Annotated in this window: 26 protein-coding genes and 1 pseudogene; 8 read left to right on the top strand and 19 right to left on the bottom strand. The window is 60.4% G+C overall.

Annotated features, from left to right (window positions below; all coding sequences use genetic code 11):
• Positions 1 to 107: 107 nt before the first annotated feature.
• The gene (locus MTX36_RS04540; RefSeq protein WP_243618534.1) at positions 108 to 1,250 is read left to right on the top strand and encodes an acyl-CoA dehydrogenase family protein; all 1,143 of its coding nucleotides are present in this window, start codon (positions 108 to 110) and stop codon (positions 1,248 to 1,250) included.
• Positions 1,251 to 1,347: 97 nt separating this feature from the next.
• Here the strand turns inward: MTX36_RS04540 and lexA are convergent, their stop codons facing one another.
• Positions 1,348 to 2,073 carry a transcriptional repressor LexA gene (gene lexA, locus MTX36_RS04535; protein ID WP_243618533.1) on the bottom strand — a complete coding sequence of 242 codons (726 nt, stop codon included), beginning with the start codon at positions 2,071 to 2,073 and terminating at the stop codon, positions 1,348 to 1,350.
• A 371-nt stretch (positions 2,074 to 2,444) separates the two neighbouring features.
• Here lexA and MTX36_RS04530 point away from each other — a divergent pair, with 371 nt between their 5' ends.
• Both MTX36_RS04530 and nrdR read left to right on the top strand, forming a co-directional pair.
• On the top strand, positions 2,445 to 3,143 hold the full coding sequence (locus MTX36_RS04530) for a LysM peptidoglycan-binding domain-containing protein (RefSeq protein WP_243618532.1): 699 nt from the start codon (positions 2,445 to 2,447) through the stop codon (positions 3,141 to 3,143).
• 200 nt (positions 3,144 to 3,343) lie between these two features.
• Positions 3,344 to 3,844: a transcriptional regulator NrdR gene (nrdR, locus tag MTX36_RS04525; RefSeq protein ID WP_243618531.1), complete on the top strand. Its 501-nt coding sequence runs from the start codon at positions 3,344 to 3,346 to the stop codon at positions 3,842 to 3,844.
• A gap of 269 nt (positions 3,845 to 4,113) precedes the next feature.
• On the opposite strand, the gene hrpA is transcribed toward nrdR, so the two are convergent.
• Positions 4,114 to 8,019, bottom strand: coding sequence for an ATP-dependent RNA helicase HrpA (hrpA, locus tag MTX36_RS04520; protein ID WP_243618530.1), 3,906 nt, complete (start codon positions 8,017 to 8,019; stop codon positions 4,114 to 4,116).
• A gap of 71 nt (positions 8,020 to 8,090) precedes the next feature.
• Here hrpA and MTX36_RS04515 point away from each other — a divergent pair.
• Positions 8,091 to 8,763, top strand: a pseudogene (locus MTX36_RS04515) (Pr6Pr family membrane protein).
• 44 nt (positions 8,764 to 8,807) lie between these two features.
• On the opposite strand, the gene MTX36_RS04510 reads toward MTX36_RS04515, so the two are convergent.
• The 6 genes from MTX36_RS04510 to MTX36_RS04485 all read right to left on the bottom strand — a co-directional run bounded on the left by MTX36_RS04510 (position 8,808) and on the right by MTX36_RS04485 (position 12,504).
• Positions 8,808 to 9,056 carry a hypothetical protein gene (locus MTX36_RS04510; protein ID WP_243618529.1) on the bottom strand — a complete coding sequence of 83 codons (249 nt, stop codon included), beginning with the start codon at positions 9,054 to 9,056 and terminating at the stop codon, positions 8,808 to 8,810.
• 774 nt (positions 9,057 to 9,830) lie between these two features.
• Positions 9,831 to 10,046 (bottom strand): hypothetical protein, encoded by a 216-nt coding sequence (locus MTX36_RS04505; RefSeq protein ID WP_374230420.1) that lies wholly within the window; start codon positions 10,044 to 10,046, stop codon positions 9,831 to 9,833.
• 178 nt (positions 10,047 to 10,224) lie between these two features.
• On the bottom strand, positions 10,225 to 10,452 hold the full coding sequence (locus tag MTX36_RS04500; protein WP_243618527.1) for a hypothetical protein: 228 nt from the start codon (positions 10,450 to 10,452) through the stop codon (positions 10,225 to 10,227).
• A 49-nt stretch (positions 10,453 to 10,501) separates the two neighbouring features.
• Positions 10,502 to 11,149: a superoxide dismutase family protein gene (locus tag MTX36_RS04495; RefSeq protein ID WP_243618526.1), complete on the bottom strand. Its 648-nt coding sequence runs from the start codon at positions 11,147 to 11,149 to the stop codon at positions 10,502 to 10,504.
• A 47-nt stretch (positions 11,150 to 11,196) separates the two neighbouring features.
• A complete protein-coding gene (locus tag MTX36_RS04490) occupies positions 11,197 to 12,135 on the bottom strand; it encodes a DUF5996 family protein (RefSeq protein ID WP_243618525.1) in 939 nt (312 codons plus the stop codon).
• 48 nt (positions 12,136 to 12,183) lie between these two features.
• Positions 12,184 to 12,504 carry a DUF2322 family protein gene (locus MTX36_RS04485; protein WP_243618524.1) on the bottom strand — a complete coding sequence of 107 codons (321 nt, stop codon included), beginning with the start codon at positions 12,502 to 12,504 and terminating at the stop codon, positions 12,184 to 12,186.
• Positions 12,505 to 12,634: 130 nt separating this feature from the next.
• Between MTX36_RS04485 and MTX36_RS04480 the strand changes: the two genes are divergently transcribed.
• Positions 12,635 to 13,861 carry an aspartate aminotransferase family protein gene (locus MTX36_RS04480; protein WP_243618523.1) on the top strand — a complete coding sequence of 409 codons (1,227 nt, stop codon included), beginning with the start codon at positions 12,635 to 12,637 and terminating at the stop codon, positions 13,859 to 13,861.
• Positions 13,862 to 13,864: 3 nt separating this feature from the next.
• On the opposite strand, the gene MTX36_RS04475 is transcribed toward MTX36_RS04480, so the two are convergent.
• Entirely contained in the window at positions 13,865 to 14,119 is a 255-nt protein-coding gene (locus MTX36_RS04475; protein WP_169634024.1) for a hypothetical protein, read from the bottom strand.
• Positions 14,120 to 14,137: 18 nt separating this feature from the next.
• Here MTX36_RS04475 and MTX36_RS04470 point away from each other — a divergent pair, with 18 nt between their 5' ends.
• A complete protein-coding gene (locus MTX36_RS04470) occupies positions 14,138 to 14,836 on the top strand; it encodes a hypothetical protein (protein WP_243618522.1) in 699 nt (232 codons plus the stop codon).
• A gap of 72 nt (positions 14,837 to 14,908) precedes the next feature.
• Here MTX36_RS04470 and MTX36_RS04465 read toward each other — a convergent pair whose 3' ends face one another.
• Together MTX36_RS04465 and MTX36_RS04460 are read right to left on the bottom strand one after the other, a co-directional pair.
• Positions 14,909 to 15,448 (bottom strand): carboxymuconolactone decarboxylase family protein, encoded by a 540-nt coding sequence (locus MTX36_RS04465; protein WP_094272541.1) that lies wholly within the window; start codon positions 15,446 to 15,448, stop codon positions 14,909 to 14,911.
• 2 nt (positions 15,449 to 15,450) lie between these two features.
• Positions 15,451 to 16,038 carry a peroxiredoxin gene (locus MTX36_RS04460; RefSeq protein WP_094272542.1) on the bottom strand — a complete coding sequence of 196 codons (588 nt, stop codon included), beginning with the start codon at positions 16,036 to 16,038 and terminating at the stop codon, positions 15,451 to 15,453.
• Positions 16,039 to 16,233: 195 nt separating this feature from the next.
• Here MTX36_RS04460 and MTX36_RS04455 point away from each other — a divergent pair, with 195 nt between their 5' ends.
• On the top strand, positions 16,234 to 17,193 hold the full coding sequence (locus MTX36_RS04455) for a hydrogen peroxide-inducible genes activator (RefSeq protein WP_243618521.1): 960 nt from the start codon (positions 16,234 to 16,236) through the stop codon (positions 17,191 to 17,193).
• Positions 17,194 to 17,203: 10 nt separating this feature from the next.
• Here MTX36_RS04455 and MTX36_RS04450 read toward each other — a convergent pair whose 3' ends face one another.
• From MTX36_RS04450 to MTX36_RS04420, 7 genes are all read right to left on the bottom strand, one after another.
• Complete coding sequence (locus MTX36_RS04450) at positions 17,204 to 18,178, bottom strand: hypothetical protein (protein ID WP_243618520.1); 975 nt, start codon at positions 18,176 to 18,178, stop codon at positions 17,204 to 17,206.
• Between the two features lie 437 nt (positions 18,179 to 18,615).
• Positions 18,616 to 18,855: a hypothetical protein gene (locus MTX36_RS04445; RefSeq protein ID WP_243618519.1), complete on the bottom strand. Its 240-nt coding sequence runs from the start codon at positions 18,853 to 18,855 to the stop codon at positions 18,616 to 18,618.
• 3 nt (positions 18,856 to 18,858) lie between these two features.
• Complete coding sequence (locus tag MTX36_RS04440; RefSeq protein ID WP_243618518.1) at positions 18,859 to 20,067, bottom strand: colicin E3/pyocin S6 family cytotoxin; 1,209 nt, start codon at positions 20,065 to 20,067, stop codon at positions 18,859 to 18,861.
• Entirely contained in the window at positions 20,067 to 20,357 is a 291-nt protein-coding gene (locus tag MTX36_RS04435; RefSeq protein ID WP_243618517.1) for a WXG100 family type VII secretion target, read from the bottom strand. Before MTX36_RS04435 ends, MTX36_RS04440 begins: the two co-directional genes overlap by 1 nt.
• On the bottom strand, positions 20,357 to 20,689 hold the full coding sequence (locus MTX36_RS04430; RefSeq protein WP_243618516.1) for a WXG100 family type VII secretion target: 333 nt from the start codon (positions 20,687 to 20,689) through the stop codon (positions 20,357 to 20,359). The genes MTX36_RS04435 and MTX36_RS04430 overlap by 1 nt, the downstream gene beginning before the upstream one ends.
• 142 nt (positions 20,690 to 20,831) lie before the next feature.
• The gene (locus tag MTX36_RS04425; protein WP_243618515.1) at positions 20,832 to 22,217 is read right to left on the bottom strand and encodes an FAD-binding oxidoreductase; all 1,386 of its coding nucleotides are present in this window, start codon (positions 22,215 to 22,217) and stop codon (positions 20,832 to 20,834) included.
• A 41-nt stretch (positions 22,218 to 22,258) separates the two neighbouring features.
• Entirely contained in the window at positions 22,259 to 23,107 is an 849-nt protein-coding gene (locus MTX36_RS04420; RefSeq protein ID WP_243618514.1) for a LysR substrate-binding domain-containing protein, read from the bottom strand.
• Between the two features lie 56 nt (positions 23,108 to 23,163).
• Between MTX36_RS04420 and MTX36_RS04415 the strand changes: the two genes are divergently transcribed.
• Positions 23,164 to 23,571, top strand: a complete 408-nt coding sequence (locus tag MTX36_RS04415) for a DUF5997 family protein (protein WP_094272551.1) — start codon at positions 23,164 to 23,166, stop codon at positions 23,569 to 23,571.
• Positions 23,572 to 23,630: 59 nt separating this feature from the next.
• Here the strand turns inward: MTX36_RS04415 and MTX36_RS04410 are convergent, their stop codons facing one another.
• A complete protein-coding gene (locus tag MTX36_RS04410; protein ID WP_094272552.1) occupies positions 23,631 to 26,135 on the bottom strand; it encodes an RNA helicase in 2,505 nt (834 codons plus the stop codon).
• Positions 26,136 to 26,149: the final 14 nt, after the last annotated feature.

Raw genomic sequence — 26,149 nt, 5'->3', positions numbered from 1 at the left:
TTCGGGTCATCGACGGATTGGGTGAGTAGTTCTACCGTCGGTACGAAAAGACAAGTGGGTTGTCGAAGTTCGCCCGCCCAGAATGTATCGAAGTAGTAGGAGTCGGCGTGGAGCGCACCTTGTTCGAACCAGAGCACGATCTCTTTCGGGAGTCGTACAAAAACTTCTTGGCACAGCACGTTGCACCCAATCACGAGAAGTGGGAAGCGCAGAACATCGTAGACCGCGACGTCTGGGTAGAAGCGGGCAAGCAGGGTTACCTGGGAATGGCGGTCCCCGAAGAATTCGGCGGCGGCGGAGTCAAGGACTTCCGCTACAACGCGATCATCACCGAGGAGACGACCAAGGGTGGTTTCAGCGGTATCGGATTCACGCTTCACAACGACGTCGTCGCGCCCTACCTGATTGACCTGAGCAATGAGGAGCAGAAGCAGCGTTGGCTCCCGGGTTTTGCTTCGGGCGAACTGATTTCGGCGATCGCCATGACCGAACCGGGCACCGGTAGTGACCTGCAGGGCATCAAGACCAGGGCCGTGCGCGACGGTGATCACTGGATCCTCAACGGCTCCAAGACTTTTATCACCAACGGTATCAACGCCGACATCGTCATCGTGGTCGGCTGCACCGACCCTGAGAAGGGTGCGCAAGGGTTCAGCCTGTTTGTTGTCGAGCGCGGCATGCCGGGCTTCGAGCGCGGCCGCAACTTGGACAAGATCGGTATGAAGGCCCAGGACACCGCAGAACTGAGCTTCACCGACGTTCGGGTGCCGGCAGCAAATCTGCTCGGCGAAGAGGGCATGGGCTTCCTCTACCTGATGAAGAACCTTCCGCAGGAACGACTCTCGATTGCCGTTGTTGCCGCCGCTGCAATGGAATCGGTCCTCGAGAGCACGATCCAGTACTGCCGTGATCGCAAGGCGTTCGGCAAGTCGATCGGCAGTTTCCAGAACACCCGATTCGTACTGGCGGAACTGGCAACCGAAACCACGGCGGTCCGCATCCTGGTGGACAAGTTCATCGAACAGCTCAATGCCGAGAAGTTGACGGTGCAGGAAGCTGCCATGGCCAAGTGGTGGACAACCGAGGCCCAGGTCAAGCTGATCGACCGCTGCCTCCAGCTGCACGGCGGCTACGGCTACATGAAGGAATACCCGGTTGCCAAGGCGTACCTGGACTCCCGTGTCCAGACGATCTACGGAGGCACGACGGAAATCATGAAGGAAATCATCGGACGGTCGCTGAACCTCTGATTGCGCAGAACTTCAGATCGCAGAACCACAACGACGCGGGCCCCGGCATCAGCCAGGGCCCGCGTCGTTGCATCTTGCTATTCGATCTCGGGAAGCGTCAGATCTTTCGCATAACGGTGACGACCTTGCCCATGATGACTGCGTTGTTTCCGGAAATCGGCTCGAACATCGGATTGTGGGGCATCAGCCAAACATCCTTCTTGACCCGCTTGAATGTCTTGACCGTGGCCTCGCCGTCGATCATGGCCGCAACGATGTCACCGTTCTCGGCAACATTCTGCTGACGGACGACTACCCAGTCGCCGTCGCAGATCGCGGCGTCGATCATCGACTCTCCGACGACCTTCAGCATGAACAGTGAGCCCTGGCCCACCAATTCACGGGGGAGCGGAAACACGTCTTCGACGGCTTCTTCTGCAAGGATCGGCCCACCAGCTGCGATCCGACCGAGTACGGGCACAAAGGCCGGCTCGGGAAGTGGATCGCCCGTGCTGTTGCGGATCTCCGACGAGTGCTTGGTCACCGATGCAATGGCAGTATCGGCGGCAACCTCGTCGAGCCCTCGAACATCAACTGCTCGGGGACGATTGGGATCGCGGCGAATGAACCCCTTGCGCTCGAGTGTGCGCAGCTGATGTGCCACCGACGACGTCGAGGTAAGCCCGACGGCGTCGCCGATCTCACGAATGCTCGGCGGGTAACCGCGTTCGGTCACCGATTCGCGAATGACTTCGAGAACACGGCGCTGCCGTGGAGTGAGCGACTCGGCTGACGTCGCGGTAACTCCTGCCGTTGCGGCACTTGTGGAGCGATCGTCCTTCATGGCGTTGTGCCTCCGTGTCTGCGGTGTTTGGTCGTGCTGTGTTCTGGGTCGTGCTGTGTTCTGGGTCGTGCTGTGTTCTAGGTGGTGCTGTGTTCTAGGTGGTGCGGAGTTCTGGGTGGTGCGGCGTTGCTTATCGGTAGGTCCTGATCAAATCAGCGTCAGCACGTAGAAGTCGCTCAGGGATCGTGCTGTGTGCTCTGACACGAATCTATCTCTATTTGCTCAGGGTTTCAAACATCTGTTCGAGACGTGTCGCTGGAAACGCGAGACTTTGTCGGACGAACGTGGTAGAAATTCGAACATGCGTTCCATCGAACGCAGGTTCGAATCGTTGGCAGGTCCGAATCGGTCGGTGTAGATCCGCGGAGGTCATGATGGGCAACGCAGCACTGAAGAATGAAGTGTTCGATGAAACGGCACTGAAGAATGAAGTGTTCGATGACGCAGAACTGAAGTACGCAGCATTCGATTGTGATGTTCGGCCCGGCTACGGCACAGCATCGGGGAACGCTGGTCGGAACTCTGCCGCGGTGCCGAAATATCACGCATCGTTCTATGACGCCGCGCCCTATGACGTGGCCGTCGGCGTGATGCCGTACCGAGTGCGCCGCGAGGTATCACACATTCGCGAGCGCCGCGACAGTACTCGCGAAAGTGGTCGGAACTTTGTCGTGGATCGCCGGTTCGAGCGTGATGTGGACAGCGTGCGACCCCAGGGCGGCAATTTCGAACACCGCAATCGGGTAGGCGTGTCGCGCGCACCCCACGTTGTCGATTTCGTTGACGTAGGTTGGCGGAGCATGGTTTTGGGTGTGCTGCTGACGGCGGTAGCGGTACTGGGTTTGGTGGGCCTTGCCTCCGTGTCCGTGGGTGGGGTTTCAGGTCAGGTCGACGAGACGGGCGTGGTTCGGGTTGCTGCGGGGGAGACGCTCAGCGACATCGCCGCTCAGGTAGCGCCAGGGCAATCTGCAGGCACGGTGATCGATCGGATCATGGACCTCAATGCAATGTCGAATTCGAAGCTGAGCGTTGGTCAGACCCTGATTGTTCCGGTGGCGCAGGGTCGTTGATGTCGGACGGCTGGAGTGTTCGATCGGGGTCGGCGTGCATGAAATCGATTTCGTCGAGTACGAGTAAGCTGTGGGCTTGACAGTCACACCACTCCGTGTGGTCGCGTTGTGCCCGCGTGTCTGCTCTGCGAATCGTCGGAAGATTTGCAGTGGTAGGGAATCGGAATGGCGGCCATGTCGGCAACACAAAAGGAACAACGATGCATTGCCCGTTCTGCCGACACCCTGACTCCCGAGTGGTCGACTCGCGTGAGGCGGATGAAGGGCAGGCAATTCGCCGTCGGCGGTCCTGTCCCGAATGCGGTCGGCGTTTTACGACGGTGGAAACAGCAGTGCTGTCGGTAGTCAAGCGCAGTGGCGTCACCGAACCCTTCAGTCGTGAGAAGGTCGTCAAGGGTGTGCGTCGAGCGTGCCAGGGTCGTCAGGTCGACAACGATTCATTGAATCTGTTGGCACAGCAGGTCGAAGATGCCGTGCGCTCTTCGGGTTCCGCAGAGATCCCGAGTAATGAAGTAGGACTTGCCATTCTCGACCCACTACGCAATCTCGACGAGGTCGCATACCTCCGGTTTGCGTCGGTCTACAAATCCTTCAGCTCGGCCGAAGATTTCGAACGCGAGATCACCGACATGCGGGAGCATGCGCAGAATCGGGAAACCGTGAAGAAGCCCGGCGAAGAAGCCGTCTCCGCTGTCGATTGAGGCCCGCTACTTAGATAACGCTCCGGGCACAAAAATGCGTTTTGCCCGAATCTGAAGCCCGCAGGGGCATACGCTCGGCGGGTACGTTCAGCGGTTCGAGTTGGTTTCGTGCCCCTCGGATCGTCAACCGATAGTTATCGTTACGGAGGCGTTATGCCCTTGAACGGAATCATCGCAGTTCTCAACAGTCTGGTCACAACGGGCTTTGCCAACACTGTCACGACAATTGGTGGCTCAGTGACAAACGTGAACGTCATCTGAACCGACGATCATCGTTTGATCGACTCGATCGCCTTCAGGACCCGCTTCTCGGAGATCGGTGTAGGCGTTCCCAACGATTGTGCAAACAGGCTCACCCGAAGTTCTTCGATCATCCATGAGATGGCATCGACATCTCGGGCAGTACGACGCTCTTCGGGTAGTGAGTTGAGTAGTCGGTCGTAGGCAGCGTAAACGCGGTCGAGCACGTCCATGGCTTGCTGGTCGCGAGTTGCACTGGCAGGTAGGGCTTCGAGTCGGAATGTAGCTGCTGCCAGGTAGCGGGGTAGCTCGCGCAGTCGCGCTGAACCCAGTTCGGCGACAAAGCCGGGGAAGAGGAGCGACTTCAGTTGCTCGCGAACGTCTTCGGCGGGTTCACCGCTTGAACGGTGGAGAACCACGTTCAAGCGGTGCGACTGTTCGAGGATCGGCACGATCATGCGCAGTATCGCGGACACGCGTCCTGCCAGTTCTGATCGCGCGACTTTGACGAGTGCGTCGAATGCGTCGGGTGTGCGCACCGGTCCACCCTTGGCCGCGATGATCTCGTTGGCAGCGGCGACTCGGCAATCTTCGACCAATGCTTCGAGGCTTCCGTCCGGGTTCTGGCCCAGCAGGAGTCGATGCGTATTGGAGAGCCCAGAAGTAACAGCTTTGAGTTGCGTCGGCACCGCTGCGAGGAGCAAAGCGCGGGACCCGTCGCGCATCGACTGAGCTTGCGCCGCAGGGGTACTGAGGACGCGAACTGCCACGCCACCGTTTTCGGGAACCAATGCTGGATATCCGGTGACCTGTTGGCCGCCGATCTTTCGGGTGATGGTGGGTTCCAGGGCACCCAAGGTTTCGGACGTCCACACCGCTGCAGCTGCTCGTTCGGTTCCGGTGGCGGCCTTGGCAACTTCCTTCTGGACGCGCGGAGCGAGTGTGCGTCGGAGCTCCGCCAGATCTTTGCCCTTGGCCAGTACCTGGCCTGATTCGTCTTCGACTACGAAAGTCATCCGCAGATGATCCGGCAGTGCGCTCGGATCGAAGTCCTTGGATTCGATGTGCACTCCGCCGAGGCGGGAGAGTTCTCGGGCCATTGCCGTGAGTAGCGGTTCGGAGCGGGGCTTGATCGACGCGAGTGCGGCGCTTGCATAGTCCGGTGCCGGCACAACCTGGCGTCGGACGTTCTTGGGCAGTGTCTTGATCAACGCCGTGACGAGGTCGACGCGCATACCCGGTACCAGCCAATCGAACCCGACGGGCTGGAGTTGCGCGAGTAGGCCGACGGGGATGTGTGCGGTGACTCCGTCGTCATCCTTGCCGGGTTCGAACTGATAGGTGAGCGGCAGCTTCATATCGCCCTGGCGCCAGGCGTCGGGGAACTCGCCCCCCAAAACCGTTGCAGCATCGGAGTTCACGACGGTTTCCGGCGTGAACGTCAGGAGGTTGGGATCTTTTCGGCGCGCAGTTTTCCACCACTTGTCGAAATGGCGTGCAGAAACGGCTTCCTCACCGATACGGGAGTCGTAGAACTCGTAGAGTGTCTCGTCGTCAACCAGAATGTCGCGTCGGCGCGCTCGGTTCTCGAGTTCTTCGACGTTGTCGAGCAGTGCTCGGTTTTCGTGGAAGAACGCGTGCTGGGTAGTCCATTCGCCCTGTACCAAGGCATGGCGGATGAACAGTTCCCGCGAGATTTCCGGGTCGATCGAGGAGTAGGTGACAGCGCGGCCCGTGACGAGGGGGACGCCGTACAGAGTGACTCGCTCGTACGCCATCGCGGAACCGCGTTTGGAGGACCAATGTGGTTCGGAGTAGGTGCGTTTGACCAGGTGCGGCGCGAGCTTCTCGGCCCACTCCGGTTCGATGCGGGCGGACATGCGAGCCCACAACCGCGACGTTTCCACCAGTTCGGCGGCCATCACCCAGCGCGGTGGCTTCTTGAACAGGCCGGAACCGGGGAAGATCGCGAAGCGGCTTCCCCGAGCGCCCAGGTAGTCACGCTTCTCGCCTTCGCGAAGTCCGATATGGGAGAGCAATCCGGCCAGCAGCGACTGGTGAATTGCGTTCTCGCCGGCGGGTGCGTCGTTGACGGTCCATCCGAGTCCACGCGTGATCTGACGGAGTTGACCGTGCAGGTCCTGCCATTCGCGGATGCGTAGCCAGTGCAGGAATTCGTTTCGGCACATCTTGCGGAACTGGCTGGAAGACAGATCGTTTCGCTGATCGCGGACATAGTCCCACAGCTTCAGGTATGCGAGGAAGTCGGAATTCTCGACAGCGAAGCGGGCATGTTTTTCGTCGGCGGCCTGCTGGAATTCAGCTGGGCGCTCACGCACATCCTGGATGGACAACGCCGCGACGATAACCAATGTTTCGTGCAAGCAGCCGTTTGTCTTGGCTTCCACCAACATTCGCGCCATGCGTGGGTCGACGGGGATCTGTGCGAGTTCACGTCCGATGGGAGTGAGTTCCGGATGGGTTGCATCGGAGCCCCGCGCGATGGCGCCGAGTTCTTCGAGTAGCCCGATTCCGTCCTTGATCGCCCGCGAATCCGGCGGTTCGACAAACGGGAAGGCGGCGATGTCTCCAAGGCCCAGCGCCGTCATCTGCAGGATGACCGACGCCAGATTGGTGCGAAGAATTTCGGGTTCGGTGAATGCCGGCCGTGATTCGAAGTCTTCTTCGGAATACAGGCGAATGCAGATGCCCTCGGCCACACGACCACAGCGGCCGGATCGCTGGCGCGCCGACGCCTGGGAAATCGGCTCGATGGGCAGTCTCTGCACTTTGGTACGTACCGAGTATCGCGAGATGCGCGCCGTACCAGGATCGACAACGTAGCGAATTCCGGGAACAGTGAGCGATGTTTCGGCGACGTTGGTGGCCAGGACAACTCGTCGGCCGGTATGGGCTGAGAACACCTTGTGCTGCTCGGCGGCGGACAGCCGCGCATAGAGCGGAACAATTTCGGTGTTGCGTAACCGTTTGTCGCGCAGTGCATCTGCAGTGTCGCGAATCTCGCGTTCGCCCGAGAGGAAGACGAGGATGTCGCCCTCGCCTTCGGCGCTGAGTTCGTCGACGGCCTCGCAGACTGCGTCTACGGGATCTCGGTCGTAGCTGATGTCACCGGACTCGACAGTCAGTGGCCGGTAACGCATTTCCACGGGGAACGTGCGGCCGGACACCTCGACGATGGGCGCGGGGTTGCCGTCGACGGCAAAGTGCTCGGCAAAACGCTGGGGATCGATGGTTGCCGACGTGATGATGACCTTGAGATCAGGTCGACGGGGGAGTAGTTGCGCCAGGTATCCGAGAATGAAGTCGATGTTGAGGCTACGTTCGTGAGCCTCGTCGATAATCAGCGTGTCGTAGCGACGCAGCATCCGATCGCGCTGAATCTCCGCGAGCAGAATGCCGTCCGTCATCAGTTTCACGTAGGTGCGGTCGGACACCTGATCGGTGAATCGCACCGTGTAGCCGACGGCGTCGCCGAGTTCTGTGTCGAGTTCCTCGGCGATACGTTCGGCGACGGTACGTGCGGCGATGCGTCGAGGCTGGGTATGGCCGATGAGCCCGCGAACTCCGCGGCCCAGTTCGAGGCAGATCTTGGGGATCTGGGTTGTTTTGCCGGAACCTGTTTCGCCGGCCACGATCACGACCTGGTTTTCGGCGATCGCGCGAGCGATGTCGTCCTTGCGCTGGCTGACGGGCAGCGATTCGGGGTACGAGATTGCGGGCACACCGGCGGCGCGGGTGCTCAGTCGAGCGCGAGCCTTTTCTATCTCGGTGGCCACCGCTGCCAAGGCGTCCGGGGTGCGGGCACGGTCGAGTGTGCGACGGAGTCGATTCTCGTCACGCAGGGAGACCTGTGTCAGTGCGTTCTTGAGGTCACTGCGTCGGGGCGAGAGCGGGACCGGTGGTGTAGTAGACATGCTGACGACAGCCTATCGAATAGGTATGCAACTCCTGCCCGCAGAGTCCGGGGTTGTGAAAACATCGACCAGTGACGACAAACACGGTTAATGGGGCATCCGACAGGACCGCGTCGACGCCGATTGTTGTGCGTGCACTTCGACTGGCCTTCGCTATTTACGCGCATCGCGGCGCTCTTGTGGATTCCGATCCGCAACGCCGACGGGTTCTCGCTGACGAATTATCTGAGCTACTTCACCATCGAAAGCAACATTCTGGCGGTGATCGTCCTACTCGTGGGAGCGGTTCGCGATCCGCAGTCGCGTACCTGGCAGTCGATCCGAGGTGCAGTCACCCTCTACATGGTCATCACCGGCATCGTCTATGCGGTGCTGTTGGCAAACGTCGACGTGATGCTCAAGGACGCGTGGATCAATGCCGCACTGCACCGAATACTTCCTCTGGTGCTGCTTCTCGACTGGGTCGTCTATGCGTCCCGGCGCAAGTTGTCCGAAGGGGAAGCGCTGAAGTGGCTCGCATTTCCCGCCGCCTACGGGATTTTCTCTTTGATTCGCGGACCCATCGTCGACTGGTATCCGTATCCCTTCCTCGACCCGAGGCAGCAGGGTTACCTGTCGTTGGTCATCGGAATGGTGGTGCTCGCCGTGGCTATGGCCTTGATGGCGTTGGCGGTCAACGCAGTTGGGCGTCTTGGTGCCAAGTGGAGGTATCGCGATGACGAGACGGTTCTCGCGGCACACTGATCGAAGGCGTTGCGCTGTCCGTCGTGACGACTGTCAGATGACCTTCACTGGAATCCATAGCGGCGGCGCAGTTGATCGAGGGCGTGAACATCTTCGTCGGTAAGTGCCGTGGTCTGTGCCAGCTCCATGGCGAGGAGGTAATCGTGGTGCCGGCGATCGCGGTCGGTGTCGGGGAGATCGGCATATCCGGGGCGATCATCCGATGCTGTGGTTCCGGGTTGATCTGTGCGTTCGAACTGAGCGAGGTAGGTGGCGATGGACGCGGCTTGGCGTCGATGGTCGGCTGGTGTCATGTTCGCATCTTTCGGATGATCATCATGGTGCCCCGACTCCACTCGTCAGGGCTGGTCGATAGTCATAGGGGATAGCTGAATCCGGGTCGCCGGTGAATGGCGAGCATCAATCGTAATGATCGTGCTGTTTCTGCAGCTCCGGGCAGTATCACCATCTCTGCTGGTTGACGTTTTCGTAGATCGGAAACGTGTCACTTTCGTGGATCTATGTACAGCATTCGGCAGTGCTCGATAATAACGACCTACTCTCCGACCCGCTAGGTTACCCGACAGTAGCAATGTACCGGTTATCGAGAGTACTTGCAGACGCGCTACACGGCACGCACGTCCTCCGTGACCGGTAGCGATACGTGTCAAACCGGATGTCGGTGGCGGTTTGTTCGGAAGTTCGATGCGCGGCCTGTCGGGCCGAGTGTTTGTCGGTTCAATGGGTATACGGAAAGTCAGGGACCGTTGATACTGCGGTCGGAATTCCGACCTCGGTTCCGAGAGGAGGTAGTGCATATGAAAATTTTGATATCGGACTTTGCGACATGCCATTATCCGGTGCCTCAACCACCCGTACCTCAACCGCCGGTGCCTCCGACTCCGCCCGTTCCGCCACCGTATCCACCGGAACCGGGGCCAGTGCCGGAACCTCCTGTCCCGCCGCCATTTCCGCCTGAACCCACTCCTGAACCGGATCCGATGCCTGAGCCCTTGCCGCCGCCGCAGATCGGGCTCCGACTCTTCGAGCGCGAGTAATTGTGCCCGCACCTCGGTTTGAGGTTGGGGTCACTGACTCGGTTGGGGCAGTGTGCAACTCGATATCTTCGGATTGACCCCGAAATAGTTCAACGGTCCTGCGATCACGGTGACCGCGATCGTTCCGGCACTCGCGCAGCTGGTCTCGGAGCTGTTACTGAAGTAGCCACGCTGGCCCGCCGCGACTGCGCCGACGATCAGCCATATCAGGACGATCAACACAATGATCCTCATTGCAATCACCACATTCGTCAGATCGGTGAAGGTGGAATGCCCTCGCTAGGTCCCGGCAAACCTACTTCCGAGATCCTTTCTGCCAGCTAGTTTTCGGACCCTGCGTCACTGCGCGAGCCTCCGGTACCGACACGAGAGGATCAGCGAAAAGATTCTATGATCTTCTACTGTCCGTAGCTCCGACTACCGCTCACCGATTTGCCCAAGCGCGAGCGATCTCTGGGTGTGCGCGTAGGATCTCGTCGACCATGTGGTCGTCGGCAGTGTCGACCTCTGCTCGGTGCCGTTGCGCTGTGACCAGGGGACCCGTCGGTGCGCCCGGTGGATCCTGCGGCGGGTGAGATGGGGCGTCTGCTTCCAAGTCCAAAACCAATTCGTCCAGTCGGGTTGTCAAGAAAGCCCGTTTGCCCGTACTCATCGACATCACTCCCATTCGATCCAGGTGCCCAGGCTGTGCCCTCGGCTACTCAAAAGTCCTCGTCTATGCAGGCCAGACGATCGCCGGCCATGCCGGCCATGCCGGGGTCGGTCATGGTGTGTTGCGCGTGAATCACGACCGATTGAGCTTGGTCTTCGCGGAATTCCCAGTCGACAGTGCTCGACGATTGGGCATTTCCGGCAGCGTCGGTGGTGACGTCGAGCCAGACTTCGTTCTGGGGATTGGCGTAGGCCGGATCCGACGACGGAGTTTCCGGCGTGGCCGCTGGATCGACGTTGTTTTGATAGTGAGGTCCTGCATCCGACGGTTTCGGTCCGCATGGCCGCGTATGGACGTGGACGCCGAAGTCTCGGTTGGGGGCGAGGCCCTTCGCGGTGAACGTGACGGTTGTACGGCCGTCGTTCTCGTCGGATTCGATGTCCACGGACGAACCCACGGGGACTGCGGCGGCGTCGTATGTGAAGGCGTCGACTTCTCCGCTGCTTGTCCCGGGTGTTTGAAAGACATCTCCATTCATCCCAGGCATTGGCATGGCGGTGTTGGTCGTTTCGCGAGACAGGGGAGGCGTTTCGATGGTGACGGTCTCAGTCGTCGACGAATTGTTGCTACCGCATCCGGCGGCGACGAGTACGGTCAGGGATACGCCAGCGATGACAGTTGCGCGTCGTATATCCATGATGTGGCATTACCCGCGATATGCAGCCCTGAACCAGACGATCGGACCTATCGTCGAGATGCCCAACGATTTGGGTCGCACTCCAACGCTGCCCTGTCCCAGTGTCCCAACTCGGCGGCAGCCCGGTACGTGGTTTCCAGGAACGCCCGGAGTGTCGCGTCCGGGTCCGCTGAGGTACGGACGGATTCGTACGGCAGCAGAAATTGGCCGAAGTCGTCGCTGTAGAACGCCGCCGACGGCTCAACGCTGGAATCCTTGAACCCATCGGGCGGGGGATAGCAGTACGAATAGAACGCACCTTCGTCGCCACCGCCTGGCCAGAAGCCGCAGCTGCTCAGCTCGTGGGAGTACCCCTCCACCATCACCCAGTCGCCGCAGTTTGGGGCGCCTCCCGGATGCGGTGGAGCGGTGCGTCCGGAGAATCGCGTACAGGCGAGGTCCATCGCGCCCCAGAAGAAGTGCACCGGCGATACCTTTCCGATGAATCCCGCACGGAAGGCTGCGATGACGCGGTCCGCGTGAACGAGTTGACGCCAGAACAGGTGGACTGCTCGGGCGTCGTAGGTGCAGTGCGTGTGATCGTCAGCGAACGGTACAGCCGGATCGACTTCATTCGGTGTTGGTTGAATGTCGACTGAAATGCCCAGGGCTCGAAGCGCTTCCATCGTTTGTGCATAGAACGTCGCAACGGATTGAGGTTCGAGAGCGAATCCGTGTGACGCCCCGGAGCTGTCGCGGATTTGTAACCGGTGATCGCACAAGTCGAACTCGATGTCGAAAACGCGGCCGCCGTACGGAATCGATGAGGTTGTCAGTCCTCGGGGCGTGACATACAGCGTTACCTGCCACCAGTGATTGACGAGTGGGGAACACGCGAGCCGAATCTTGCCGATGATCTGCACCCACATGTGCAGTGTGCTGCGCGTATCGGCCCAATCGTCCACTCGTAGTACGGGCCAATCCTCCGAAGTGCTGGATGCAATCATTCGATGTCCTCCACACTCGATCGACGATGTCGCCGCGACGATCCACGGCTACTGCTGAGCTGGAACTTCTTGCAGTCCGAGGGTGTTACCGGTGGCAATGACCCGATCGAGGCGATCGATGTTGGGGTGCTTGCCCGGGTTCGCACGCGCGTCCTCGGTATGTTCCGCGAAGATGGCCAGCGCGGCCTCTGCAGCTTCCGGGGTGATCGCGCCGTAGACCTGTGCCACATGGTTGTAGACCTTCACCGAACCGGACTTGCCGGGCTTGTTCTCGACGGTGTCGATAATTGCACCGTCGGCATCGAGCACGTTGATGGCGGCGAGGTGATCGATGGCGGGCAGGGCAGCGAGATTGTCGGCAAAAGTCATGGTTTCAAGATTACGTGCTTTCGGCGTAAATCCCATCGTCGGGGAACAGTGCTCGGGCCTCGATCTCGAGAGTCGATATAGTCGCAGCACATCGTTTGCGCACCAGCATCGTTTGTATTCGAAGGGGAAAATGATGGCTTCGGCACTGTGGCACGGTTTCGCGGATATGGGCGCGGTAGAAAAGAACGGCGCATTTGTCGTCTCGCGCGGCGAGGGCGCATACATCTGGGACTCGCAGGACAATCGGTACCTGGACGCGACTGCCGGCCTATGGTTCACCAATGTGGGCCACGGCCGCACCGAGATCGCCGACGCCGTTGCCGCTCAGCTGTCGAAGATCGCTCACTACTCCAACTTCGGCGACTTTGTCCCCGAGACCACTCAGGCGTTGGCAGAGCGTCTTGCCGAGATCGCGCCGGTTCCCGGCAGCAAGATCTTCTTCACCTCGGGCGGTTCCGATTCCATCGATACCGCGGCAAAGTTGGCTCGCCGGTACTGGCATGAGGTGGGTCAGCCCGACAAGAACATCATCGTCGGTCGCGAGAAGGCCTACCACGGAATGCACGTTGCGGGAACGGCTCTCGCCGGTATTCCCGTCAACCGTGAAGGTTACGGCGAGCTGATGGCCGACGCCGCCACAGTGAGCTGGGACGACGCTAAGAGCCTGCTCGCGCTTATCGAGAAGGTCGGTGCCGACAAGATTGCGGCATTCTTCGCCGAGCCCATCATCGGTGCCGGTGGCATCTACCTTCCGCCGGAGGGATACCTCGCCGAGGTTCGCGATATCTGCCGTGAGCACGACATCCTCTTTGTCGTCGACGAGGTTGTCACAGGCTTCGGCCGCATCGGCGGTGAGTGGTTCGCGTCCACCCGCTTCGATCTGCAGCCCGACATGATGACCACGGCAAAGGGTTTGACCTCCGGCTACGTTCCGATGGGCGCAGTGTTCATCGCTCCTCGCGTCGCCGAGCCGTTCTACAACGGCGCGTGGTGGCGTCACGGCTACACCTACGGTGGGCACGCCGGTGCGGCCGCTGCAGCGATGGCCAACCTCGACATCCTCGAGCGTGAGAATCTTCTCGCGGAGTCCAAGCGTCTCGAAGCGTCGTTGCACACGCACCTGCAGCCGCTGGCCGAGCACCCGCGGGTTGCCGAGGTCCGCAGTGGCCTCGGTGCCGTTGCAGCGGTGCAGCTCGTCGATCCGGCTGAGGCACTGCCGTTCGTGAAGACTCTGCGTGAGCACGGAATTTCGGGTCGCGCCGCGGGTCAGGGAGCTATGCAGATTTCCCCGAGCTTCGTGATGACGGACGAGCAGGTTGCCGACATGGCTGCCGGAATACTCGCCGCGCTCGGATAGGCTTCAGCTTCGGCGCCGAATGAGCTTCTTCATTCGGCGCCGAAGTGCACTCGGCACCGGTTCGAGTTCGATTTCTTCCTGCACCGATTGCTTTGCGTACGCCTGCGTGTAGCGCTCGTGCAGAACCGAGCGAATTTCGTCAGGGGAGTAGGCCCGGCGCGTTCTTTCGTTGCGCGCCGCCAGAACCCCGGTGGCCGCGACTCCCATGACGCCGGCCAGGCCGACGAGCTTCCAGATGTGCGAGGCACGAAGTGTCATGCCTCTAGGCTAGAGGCTATGGACCGACGACTGCATTCCCAGGTGACTCTCGACGAGGCCGCGGCCGCCACACGCACCGGCGATATCTGGATCTTCCGCGGAGAATCCAAGGCAGACAAAGCGATCCAGACGCTCACCAACAGCCCGGTCAATCACGTCGGCATGTCGGTGGTGCTCGAGGATTTGCCGCCTCTCATGTGGCATGCGGAATTGGGACATTCGCTTCAAGACATGTGGACGGGAAAGTTTCAACGCGGCGTGCAGTTGCATGATTTGAAAGCGGCAGTTCAGGTGTGGGGTGCCAAGTACGGGCAGCAGGGTTGGTTGCGTCAGCTCGAGACTCCCGTGACCCGTGAGCAAGAGGACGCTTTGTTGCGCACCATCGCACGCTTGGACGGCACTCCGTTTCCGTCTACCGCCAAGCTGGCGTCACGCTGGTTCGGTGGGCGTATCCCGAAGTTCCGTAAGAAGTCCGAGGCACCGGCATCGGGAATCGAAAGTGCTTATTGCGCCGAGGTTGTCGCGCAGACATACGAGGCAATGGGTCTGATGCTCGCGAACCGTCGGATCAACTGGTTCGATCCGGGCAAGTTCTGGAGTGGCGATCATTTGCCGCTCGTACCCGGAGTGAATCTCGGTGACGAGATTACTGTGACGCTGCGCGCCGAAGACCTTGAAGCGGGCCGTAATCCAGCGGGATACACACAGAGCTCCTGACTGCAGGCACAGCAAAAAACCTCCCCACCAGTGAAGGTGGGGAGGTTTTTCTCTACTGCGTGAAGTCTGTGATCAGACCTGTGCGGCAGAAAGGATCTCGTTGGCTTCGACAGCCTGAGCAACGCCCATGACGATGGAACCGGCACGGATCGCTTCGAAGATGACCTCGCGGGAAACGCCTTCCTGACGGAGGGTGTTCTCGTGAGCTTCGAGGCAATGGTTGCAGCCGTTGATCGCGGAAACCGCGAGCGACCACAATTCGAAGTCAGCCTTGTCGACGCCCGGGTTGCCGATGATGTTCATCCGCAGACCCGCACGAAGGTCGTCGTACTTACCGTCAAGGTAGCCCTTGGTGCGGTAGAAGACGTTGTTCATGCCCATGATCGCCGCTGCGCCGAGCGCTGCGTTGTAAGCCTCAGCTGAGAGGTTGTCTGCAGCCTCCGCCGCGATTTCCTTGAGCGTGGTTGCCGACTTGGTGGCAGCGGCCGTTGCGAGGAGTGTGCCCCACAGCTGCTGCTCGTTCAGAACTGTGGTGCGCGCAATGGAACTCAGGTTGAGCTTGAGGTCCTTGGCGTACTCGGGGAGCGAGTTCTTCAGAGTGTCGACACTCATGATCAGACGCTCGCGGTGAGGAGCTCGCCGACGTTGATGGTCGGGTCGCCCTTCTTCCAGTTGCAGGCGCACAGCTCGTCGGACTGCAGTGCGTCGAGAACGCGGAGGACCTCGTCGACGTTCCGGCCGACGGAACCGGCTGTGACGGAGACGAACTGGATCTCGTTGTTGGGGTCGACGATGAACGTCGCGCGGTCTGCAACGCCGTCAGCGTTGAGGACGCCGGTGGCCTCGGCAAGCTCGCGCTTGAGGTCCGAGAGCATCGGGAAGGGGAGCGTCTTGAGCTCGTCGTGCTGTGCACGCCACTGGAAGTGCACGAACTCGTTGTCGACGGAAGCGCCGAGAACCTGTGCGTCGCGGTCAGCGAATTCGTCGTTCAGCTTGCCGAATGCTGCGATCTCGGTGGGGCACACGAACGTGAAGTCCTTGGGCCAGAAGAAAACGACGCGCCACTTGCCGGCGTAGTCATCGCTGGTGATCTGTGTGAAGTAGTCGTCAGGCTGCTGCGCATCGACCTTGGAAAGGTCGCCGCCGATAACGGCCTTCAGGTTGTATGCCGGGAACTGGTCGCCGATTGTCAGCAGAGCCATATGTCTCGTTCTCCTACTTGTCTTGTGAACAGGGATTTTTCACACGCACGATCACAACTGGCGTGATCGATGAGGTTTATTACCTTCGAGCGGGTCTCGCCGTAACGGTGCGTGACCGGCGCTTTTTGGTATGAGTCCATTCTGCATCAAAGTGTTCAAAAGGTAAAGGTGATCAGTGGCACTACACTGATAGGCATGGCTGATCAGACTTATCAACCTTCCTTGTCACAGCTGCGTGCCTTCGTCTCGGTCGCCGAACATCGACACTTCGGTACCGCCGCAGCACGTTTAGGTGTGAGTCAACCCACACTGTCGCAGGCGCTGGCGGCGCTCGAAGCGGGACTCGGGGTGCAATTGATCGAGCGAAGTACTCGACGCGTGCTCGTCACGAGCGACGGCCAGCGACTCCTGGGGCAGGCCAAGGTGATCCTCGAAGCCGCCGAAGGATTTGTTGCGAGCGCAGCCGGAACGGGGGAGCACCTAGCCGGTCCACTGCGCATCGGGTTGATTCCCACCGTCGCGCCCTACGTCTTGCCGACGCTCTTGCCGGCGTTACGTGAATCCATGCCCGCGGTCGCGCCTCAGGTCATCGAGGATCAAACAGCCAGATTGCTCGACGCACTGCGTTCCGGAGCTCTCGACGTGGCACTGCTTGCACTGCCGGCGGGCGCACCCGGGCTGATCGAAATACCGCTCTACGACGAGGATTTTGTCCTTGTCGTTCCCACGGAGAATGAATTGGCGGGGCGTACGGATCTGACGGCCGAAGTCCTGGACGAACTGCCTCTGCTGCTCCTCGACGACGGTCATTGCCTGCGCGATCAGACGTTGGATCTGTGCCGCTCCGTCGACGCACATCCGCTGTCCGGGGATACCCGCGCAACGTCCCTGGCGACAATCGTTCAATGCGTTGCCGGTGGTCTGGGCGTTACCTTGGTCCCGGAATCGGCTGTGCTGGTGGAAAGTCGGCGCGCTGAACTCGCTACCGCGACGTTTACTGCTCCCGCACCGGGGCGCACGATCGGGCTCGTGTTCCGCTCGTCGAGCGGCCGCGCAGCGGGCTTCCGCCAGTTTGCGGATGTCGTGAAATCTGTTGCGCCGGGAAGGCAATGCATCGATGAGGCGGCCGTCGTCACCGTGGCCAATTCTGCGTAAACCCGTCGGATCAATATTTGACGGGTTTGGCATCCGGAAACGCCGGAAGAAACTCTGGCGGCTTGTGGTAATTCCAAATCTCTCCGGGTTTGATGATCCGGGCGTTGAACGTCGTCGGGTTGGCATCGAGAATCGGCTGGAGGTCGCGGTCGACATCCGAGAGCTTGGCTTCGGCAGTGGTCAAGGCGCCGATTGCGCTCTGTGCAGCGGCATCGACTGCGTCGAGTACGACACTGATGGCCGCAATCGTTGCTTCTGCGCTCGCATCGGTGACGCTGGCTGTCCCGATGGTTTCGACAATGCGCTGGCGGGCGTCCACGATCGTCGTGGCCCAGTCCTTGCACACAGTTGCCAAGTTTTCATACTTTTCGTGGACGTCCCTAGTGGAAACGTAGACGCCATTCATGTACGCCAGGGCATGTGGCACCTCATCCGAGGCAAATTCTTCGAGGGTGCCCCACGCGTTGCCCGTTGCGTCATTTGCATCGCGGAGACAGTCGGATGCCGTTTGCCATACAGAAGCGAGTGCTCGCAGTTTGTCGGGGTTCCCGTCAGGCCAGCGGCGCCCCTCGAGTTTCCGACTGATCAACTCCCAACCGTCAGGTGCATCGGCCTCGCCGCCGTATGAGCATTTGAATGTCGGTACGGTAGATGAAAGAAGCTGCGGGGGAGTGCTTTCGGTCGGTTCGGCTGGATTCTTGGTGAATCTCTCGATGTTGACGAAGTCGACCCATGTCGCAGCGAGTAGGTCGTGCAGTTTCCCCGACGCGTTGGCAATGTTCGTTCCCGCTACAACGGCCTCGATTGCGATGCGGTCGTAGCCCGCGGCCCATTGTGTGCCGGCGTCGTCGGTCCCGGCGCAGGCCGAGTGCGCGTCGAGTGCGGTAGCAAGCCAACGAATCACGTCGTCGGTGTAGCTTCTGATCGCGCTGTAATCGTTGGCCGCGTCGAGGAGGATCTGAGGGTCCATCGTGGTGGGCGGCATTTGGGCAGCCTCTCTGTGTTGTGTTTGATGTTGTCTACGTTTCGGTTGGCGGCGCATTCAGGTCGCCGCAAACTTCGTGAATGTCGTTTTGGCATCTAGGCCTGAGGCATCCTGATGGACTACTGTATTCGCACTATTGTGCGTAGAAGCTAATTTGATAATCACATGACTTATCGATTGAGAATGGTTCATCGACGTATTTGAGCACTAGAGGAAGTTTGGAAGTTGAAATATCGCAACCATATTGTTCGATGGCGAGGTCGATATTGAGCAAGTTTTTGAGGGAACTGGCGTCTATTTCCGAGATTCGATACCGGCGAACCAATAGCGACGATTCTTTTTCGAATTCCTCTAGATGTATAATTTTTGGTGCCGTTTCTGTTGCTACTGCGAGGCTCGGACGATTGGGTTGGTGATAGATAGTGGGTGGTGTGAGCTCAGTCTGCTGAGAGTCCGACATAGTAATTATATGATGTGTTTTCGGTGACCGATTCGTTCAGATGGCTGGCCAGCTTGTGGAGTTTTGCCACAGGTACAGGATTTTCGCGGGACTCAACGGGATCGAGATTATCTCTTATGTCGAATAGCTCTGTGAGCGTTGGCCCATCCATATCGTGCAGTTCGTATTCACGAACAAAATTTCCGGACTCTCGCTCAAATACGCTCAAGTTCCACATGATTCATCCTCCAGATTTGCGGGTGGGATCGGCGGGTTTTGTCTGTGCGCCGGTGTCGGCATCAAACTCACCTAAGTGCTTTCCGTTCCTGCTGTATTTCTCGACGGCACCGTGCTGGTAGTCCCATTCGTAGATGTTTCCTTTGTCGTCTGTCCATCGTTTTCGATAGCGTGGTCCTATTGGATCAATTTTACGGGCATTCGGGAATCCCGGGAGGTTTTTCGGCGCAGGATAGTAGTGGTGCGAGTTTCCGCCGCCGGTGTTGGCGTTGAAGGTAGTCGGGCTGGCTTCGAGGAGTGGTTGTAGCTCGTTGACCGCACCCACAGCCGCGGTCCCTGCCGCGGCGACGGCACCGACCGCCGCTACAGCGACCGAATCCACCGCACCGAGGACCCCGACGACACTGGCAGCGATCACGCTTCCCGTTGCACCGGCAGCGGCGACGGTACCGGCACCGAGAGTGAAAAGTGCGGTGATCGCGCCGGCCACAGCGCCGATGATGATGGCTTTGCCGACGAGGTCGAAGATCTTCCGGTGAGCTTCTTCGATGGTCTGGGCCCACTCGTCGCAGGCGGCGGCCAGGGTGTCGTACTGGTCGGCGACATAGTTGGTGGTGACGAAGACATTGTCGAGTTGTGCCAGGACCTGCGGCATTTCGTCGGAGGCGAGTTCTTCGAGGGTGACCCAGGTGGTGCCGGTTGCGTCGTTCGCATCGCGTAGTCCGGTGGCGGCGGTACGCCACGCTTTGCCGAGGGTTTGGAGTTTGTCGGGGTTGCCGTTGGGCCAGGTGTGGCCTTGCAACCAGGCGGTGATCAGTTCCCAGCCGAGGGGTGCGTCGGTGTCGCCGCCGTAGGCACCGTAGAACGTCGGCGCGGAAACCGGTGGGAATTGTGGGGGAGGACCGTCAGGCGGTTCGGGTGGGATCGTGTTGGATCGTTCGGTGTTGGCGTGGTTGACACCGGTGGCGGCGAGGAGGTCGTGGAGTTTGCCGAAGGCGTTGACGATGTTCGTTCCGGCGGCGACGGCCTCGAAGGCGGCGGGATCGTAGCTGGCGGCCCACTTGGCGCCGGCGCTGTCGGTTCCGGCGCAGCCCCAGTTGGTGTGGAGGGTGCTGGCGAGTGATCGGATGACCTCGTCGGCACTGTTTCTTACGGTTTCGTACTGCGCTGCGGCGTCGGTGAGGATGTCGGGGTCCATCGTGATGGGCGCCATCAGGGCCACATTCCGCTGTTGTGTTGGGCGTTGGCAATATAGCGGTCGTGCGCGCCGCGGGCGGTGGTTTCGAGTTGCGCGAGTGCGGTGCGCATGTCGTTCATCTCGCGGCGGCGGGTGTCGTGTTTGGTGCGGTGCGCGGTGGCAGCGTCGCCGTCCCAGTCGACGTTGAGGGCGGTGACTTCGCGTTCGATGTCGGTGATGCGTTGTTCGAGGCGTTGGTTGATCTCCTTCGCCCGGTTCACCACGGCGAGGATCTGTTCGGTGTCGGCGCGGTAGCGGCCGCCCATCAGAGGTTCATGTTCAGTCGAGCACCGGAAATGCAGCTCGCATTTGCGTGATCGGTCTTGCTGTATTCGGCCGCGGCCTGGTGTAGGAGTGCGGGGTCTTCGGTGAGTGCGCCGGCGACTTGCCGGGCGGAGTCGACCCATTCTGCCCACAGGGCTGCGTGGGTGTGGGCGGCGTCGCCGGTCCAGTCGGCTGTCGTGAGGTTTTCGGAGTCGCGGCGAAGCGATTCGACGTCGTCCCAGAAGTCGTCTGCGAGGTCGGAGATCCGTGTCGCTGTGGCATGCATCTGTTCGGGATTTCCGTGCATCAGTGACCACCAATTGGTGTCGGGCACAGTCGTTTTGCCGCGTTCGTACGATTTTCTTGGATGGCGAAGTTGTGCATTCTGCCGGTCCCCCCCAGGCGTCATGAATGTTGCTGGGAGTCTAACCCGGAATGGACCGATGGCGCCTACTCAGGGTGGTTCTGTGGGGATACTATTTTGCGGCGATCACCGCTCCGGGATTGAGGATTCCCAACGGATCGAGTGCGCCTTTGACCTTCCGATTGAGGGCCATCACGTCCTCGCCCAGTTGAGTTGGTAGCCAGTCACGTTTGATCCGGCCCACGCCGTGCTCGCCGGTAATGGTGCCGCCCAGTGCAATTGCGAGATCCATGACGCGACCGAACGCGATGCGGGCGCGTTCGGTCATATCGGGATCGGATGGGTCGAACACGATCAGGGGGTGGGTGTTTCCGTCGCCGGCGTGTGCGACAGTGCAGATCAGTACGTCAAGATCTTCGGCGATCGATTCCACCCCGGTGATCAACTCCGGTAGTTGGCGCATCGGAACACCGACATCCTCGAGCATGAGGCTCCCCAGCGCCTGCACGGCGGGGAACACCGCACGCCGGGCTGCCGTGAATGCGTCGCCCTCTGCTTGATCGTCCGTCGCAAAAACTTCGGTAGCGCCATTGTTTTCACATGCCGCGACAATGGTCTCGATTTCGAGAGTGCCAGCCGCGCCCGGAGCGTCGGACTGAGCGAGTAACAGTGCCCGGGCCTGTCGATTGAGTCCCATCCGTACCGAATCTTCGACGGCATTGATGCTGGCGTGGTCCATGAATTCGAGCATCGCGGGCCGAATGTTTCTGGTAATTGCCAAAACTGCGTCCGCAGCGTCCGCCACGGAGTCGAACGAAGCGACGACCGTCGACGTCGGCGGTTGAGCTGGGATGAGTCGGAGCGTCAGTTCGGTGATGATGCCGAGCGTTCCTTCGCTCCCGACAAAGAGTTTGGTGAGCGATAGTCCCGCAACATCTTTCAAGAGCGGTCCGCCTAGCGATACCGCAGTACCGTCGGCGAGTACCACTTTCAGCCCGAGTACATAGTCGGTGGTGACGCCGTACTTCACGCAACACAGGCCGCCCGCGTTGGTCGCGGCGTTTCCTCCGATGGAACAGATTTCGAATGACGACGGATCCGGCGGATACCAGAGCCCGTGCTCGGCGGCAGCCTTCTTGACTTCGGCGTTCATCGGACCGGGCTGCGTAACGGCAACCCGAGCGACTGGATCGATCGTGATCTCCCGCATCCGCTCGGTGCTGACCACGATGCAGCCGTCCACGGCGCTCGATCCACCGGAGAGTCCCGAACCGGCGCCACGCGGAACCACCGGCACCCGATGCTCGGTGGCCCAGCGCATGACGACTTGAATGTCTTCAGTGCAGGTGGCTCGAACGACTGCGGCGGGATGCCCGGCAGTCGGATCCGCCGCCCAGTCTTGTCGATAACCTGCTGTCAGATCGGGATCGGTGAGCACCGAACCATCAGGCAGCAGTGCGATCAGTTGGTCCAGGGCGCTCGAATGCTCCGAAGTCATGGTTACCATCATGCTCGCCGAAGCGAGATTTCAGGGGAGGTTCAGCGGCCCTTCGGCTTACTCGAGAACCGGCCACCGGAACTCTTTGTGCCACCGGACTTGCCGCTGCCCGCTTTGCCGCCGGCCTTGGCTTTGCCGCCAGCTGTGTTGCGGCCCGACACACTCTTGGCCGTTCCGGAACTCTTGGCCTTGTGCTCAGCTTTGGCAGCCTCAGCGCGTCGTTCCTTCGCCGCTAGCTTGGCCTTGACCGAGCCCTTGATCTTCTCGGCCGGCTGACCGTTGCGTCCACGGGAACTCTGCGCGGTACGTCCACGCACGATGCCGATAAGTTCCTCGACCAATTCTGTGGTCTTGGACTCCATCCACGCGAGCGCGATCGGAGACTCGGGAGCACCGTCCACCGGACGGAAAGTCAGATCCTTGCGGTGGTGCAGGCGCGCCAGCGAATGGGGGACCACAACAACGCCAACGCCGGCCGCTACCAACTCGATGGCGTCGGCGATTGTCTCCGGACGTTCGGCTGCCGCCTTGCCCGGACGCGTCGGCCATTCCAGGGTGTCGTCGAGGGGATTGAACACAATCTCGTCGTTGAGATCGGCGACGGAAATCTGATCGACAGTGGTGAACACGTGATCCTTGGGGATCACTACCACCGGCTTCTCGGCATACAGGGAGATGGCGCTGAGCTCCGTGCGGTCGATTGGCAAACGAACCAAACCCGCTTCGGCCTCACCAGCGCGAAGTGCCGCTACAACCTCGAGGACGGGGAACTGAACGAGCTCCAGGCGAATGTCGGGGAGACGTTCGTTCCACACCCGAATCCACTTGGTCGGCGTCACCCCGGGGGCATACGCGAGACGAAAAATTGCCGGACTATCCGCGTCTGTCACCTGGCAAGGTTACCGCCTTGGTAAAACACTTCGCGACGGCTGGCTACTCTTGTTGCATGACGTCGAACAAAACGCCCCAGACGATGAAGCCGACGACGGCTGCCAAGAAGCTGGGTGTGTACCTGGAAGCAACACCGAAAGAGTTCCAGGAAGGCGACGTGACCCGTGAAGAACTGACGGCGCTGCAGACCGAAGCTCCGGAGTGGCTGCTCGAGCTGCGCAGCACCGGCCCGCATCCCAAGCAGGTCATCGCAGCCAAGCTGGGCATCTCCATCGCCGGTTTGGCGCGCGGAGGCGTCGAAGAGGCGCTCACCACGGATCAGGTCGCTGCCCTGCTGGAAGAAAAGCCCGAGTGGCTACAGAAGGAGCGCAAGCTCCAAGCCGACGTGCGCGCGGAGAACGTCCGCATCAAGGAAAAGCGTGCATCGCGCCGCAATCAGCCGCGCAAGGCTCGTCGCGGCTAGCTCGTCAATGTAAAGAAAAGGATGGTGCGCATCGATTCGGTGCGCACCATCCTTGTTTCTCAGCCTTCTACGACGCTGAGTTCGTCGAATACGATTTCGCCCAATGCGTCGGATTCCGGGATGTCCACGACGCCGAGCAGTGCCCAACCGTGATCGCCCTCGGGATCCTCGAGGACCTGACGCACGCGCCAGAACTCGTCTTCCTCGACTACCTGGAACAGGGCCGGCCCACGTGCCGACGGCCCGGTTCCGATGGAGTGATACTCCTCGAAGTAGGGGAGCAGTTGCTCTTCCCACTCCGCGGCGTCGATACCGTCCTCGAGGTTTTCGAGTTCGTGCCAGCGTCGACGTGATGCGAGGTCGATACGACGGAACATCGCGTTGCGCACCATTACCCGGAATGCCCGTGGGTTCGCGGAGATCGGCCGGGGAATGTCGGCGCCGAAGGCGACCTGTTCGGCGTCGATCTCAGCTCCGGGATCGGTGAGCGATTCCCACTCGTCGAGCAGGCTCGAGTCGACCTGACGGATCAATTCGCCCAGCCATTCGATGATGTCTTCGATTTCTTCGGTACGAGCTTCGGTGGGAACTGTCTGGCGCAGTGCGCGGTAGGCGTCCGCGAGGTAGCGCAGGACGAGTCCCTCGGAGCGGGTGAGTCCGTAGTGGCTGATCAATTCGGCAAATGTCATGGCGCGCTCGATCATGTCGCGCACGACGGACTTGGGGGAGAGTGCAAACTCGGTGATCCACGGATGGCCTCCGCGGTACATCTCGAAGGCGGGGAACAGTAACTCCGACAACGGTTTCGGCCAGGTTACTTCTTCGAGGAGTTCCATGCGCTCCTCGTATTCGATGCCGTCGGCCTTCATTTGAGCCACAGCTTCGCCGCGGGCAAAGTGCTGCTGACCCATCAACACCTGACGGGGATCGTCGAGCGTCGACTCGATGATGGACACGACATCGAGTGCGTAAGTATCGGATTCGACGTCGAGGAGTTCGAACGCGGCCAATGCGAAGGGTGAGAGCGGCTGGTTCAACGCAAAATCGCGCTGCAAATCCATGGTCAAGCGTGCCATGCGGCCGTACTCGTCGGGTTCGTCGAGGCGTTCCACGATGCCGGCGCTGAGCAACCCGCGGTACAGGGAGATCGTCTTGAGGATGTGCTTACGCTGAGCCGGCCGCGATTCATGGTTGTCTTCCAACAGATGCCGCATCGCCTCGAAGCAATTACCCGGCCGTGCAATGACATTGAGCAACATGGAGTTGCTGACCGAGAACCGTGACACCAGCGGTTCGGGTGAAGCGGTGACCAAGCGGTCGAAGGTCGCTTCGCTCCAGGACACAAAGCCTTCGGGTGCCTTCTTGCGTTGAATCTTCTTGATCTTCTTAGGATCGTCACCAGCCTTGGCGACGGCCCGCAGGTTGTCCACCTCATGTTCCGGTGCCTGAACGACGACGGTACCCATCGTGTCGTAGCCGGCGCGGCCCGCACGCCCCGCGATCTGATGAAACTCGCGTGCCTTCAAGTGACGGGTGCGGACGCCGTCGTACTTGGCCAGGCCTGTGAGCAACACTGTGCGGATCGGGACGTTGATGCCCACACCGAGAGTATCGGTGCCGCAGATGACCTTGAGAAGGCCGTCCTGAGCCAGGACTTCGATAAGGCGGCGGTACTTGGGGAGCATGCCGGCATGGTGAACCCCGATGCCGTGGCGAACGAGGCGAGAGAGGGTCTTGCCGAACCCGGTAGTGAAGCGGAATCCGCCGAGCGCCTCGGCGATTGCTTCCTTCTCGGTCTTGGAGCAGAAGTTGACGCTCGTGAGTGCTTGGGCGCGTTCCAACGCTGCGGCCTGCGTGAAATGCACGATGTAGACGGGCGCCTGGTTGGTGGTGACCAGATCTTCGATAGTTTCACCGACCGGCGTCGTTGCATACGAAAACATGAGGGGGACAGGGCGTTCGGTGCCGGACACCACGGTGGTGGGATTGCCGGTACGCCGCGTGAGGTCCTCGGCGAAGAAATCGACCTCGCCGAGTGTGGCGGACATCAACAAGAACTGGGCGTGCGGAAGTTCGATCAACGGGACCTGCCACGCCCAGCCGCGATCGGGTTCGGAGTAGAAGTGGAACTCGTCCATCACGACCTGGCCGATGTCCGAGTTCGCGCCTTCGCGCAGAGCCAGGTTCGCGACGATCTCTGCGGTGGCGCAGATGATGGGTGCCGACGAGTTGACTGCGGCATCGCCCGTCATCATGCCGACGTTCTCGGCTCCGAACACCTCGCAGAGGGCAAAGAACTTCTCGCTCACCAAAGCCTTGATGGGAGCCGTGTAGTACGTGCGTTTACCGCGAGACATCGCGTAGAAATGCGCACCGATCGCCACCATGGACTTACCCGAACCAGTCGGAGTCGCCAGAATGACGTTGGCGCCCGAGACCAGTTCCATGACGGCCTCTTCCTGAGCAGGATAGAGCGTCAATCCTCGCTCCACGGTCCAAGAGGCGAAGGCGTCGAAAACGGAATCGGGATCCGCGTTGTCGGGGAGCAGTTCCGTCAGCAGCACTCGTACAGGCTAGC

The organism is Rhodococcus sp. ARC_M6 (assembly GCF_022810305.1).
Classification (GTDB): Bacteria; Actinomycetota; Actinomycetes; order Mycobacteriales; family Mycobacteriaceae; genus Rhodococcus_F.
The sequence above is the reverse complement of the archived record's forward strand: the minus strand, read 5'-3'. Positions and strand labels throughout refer to the sequence as shown.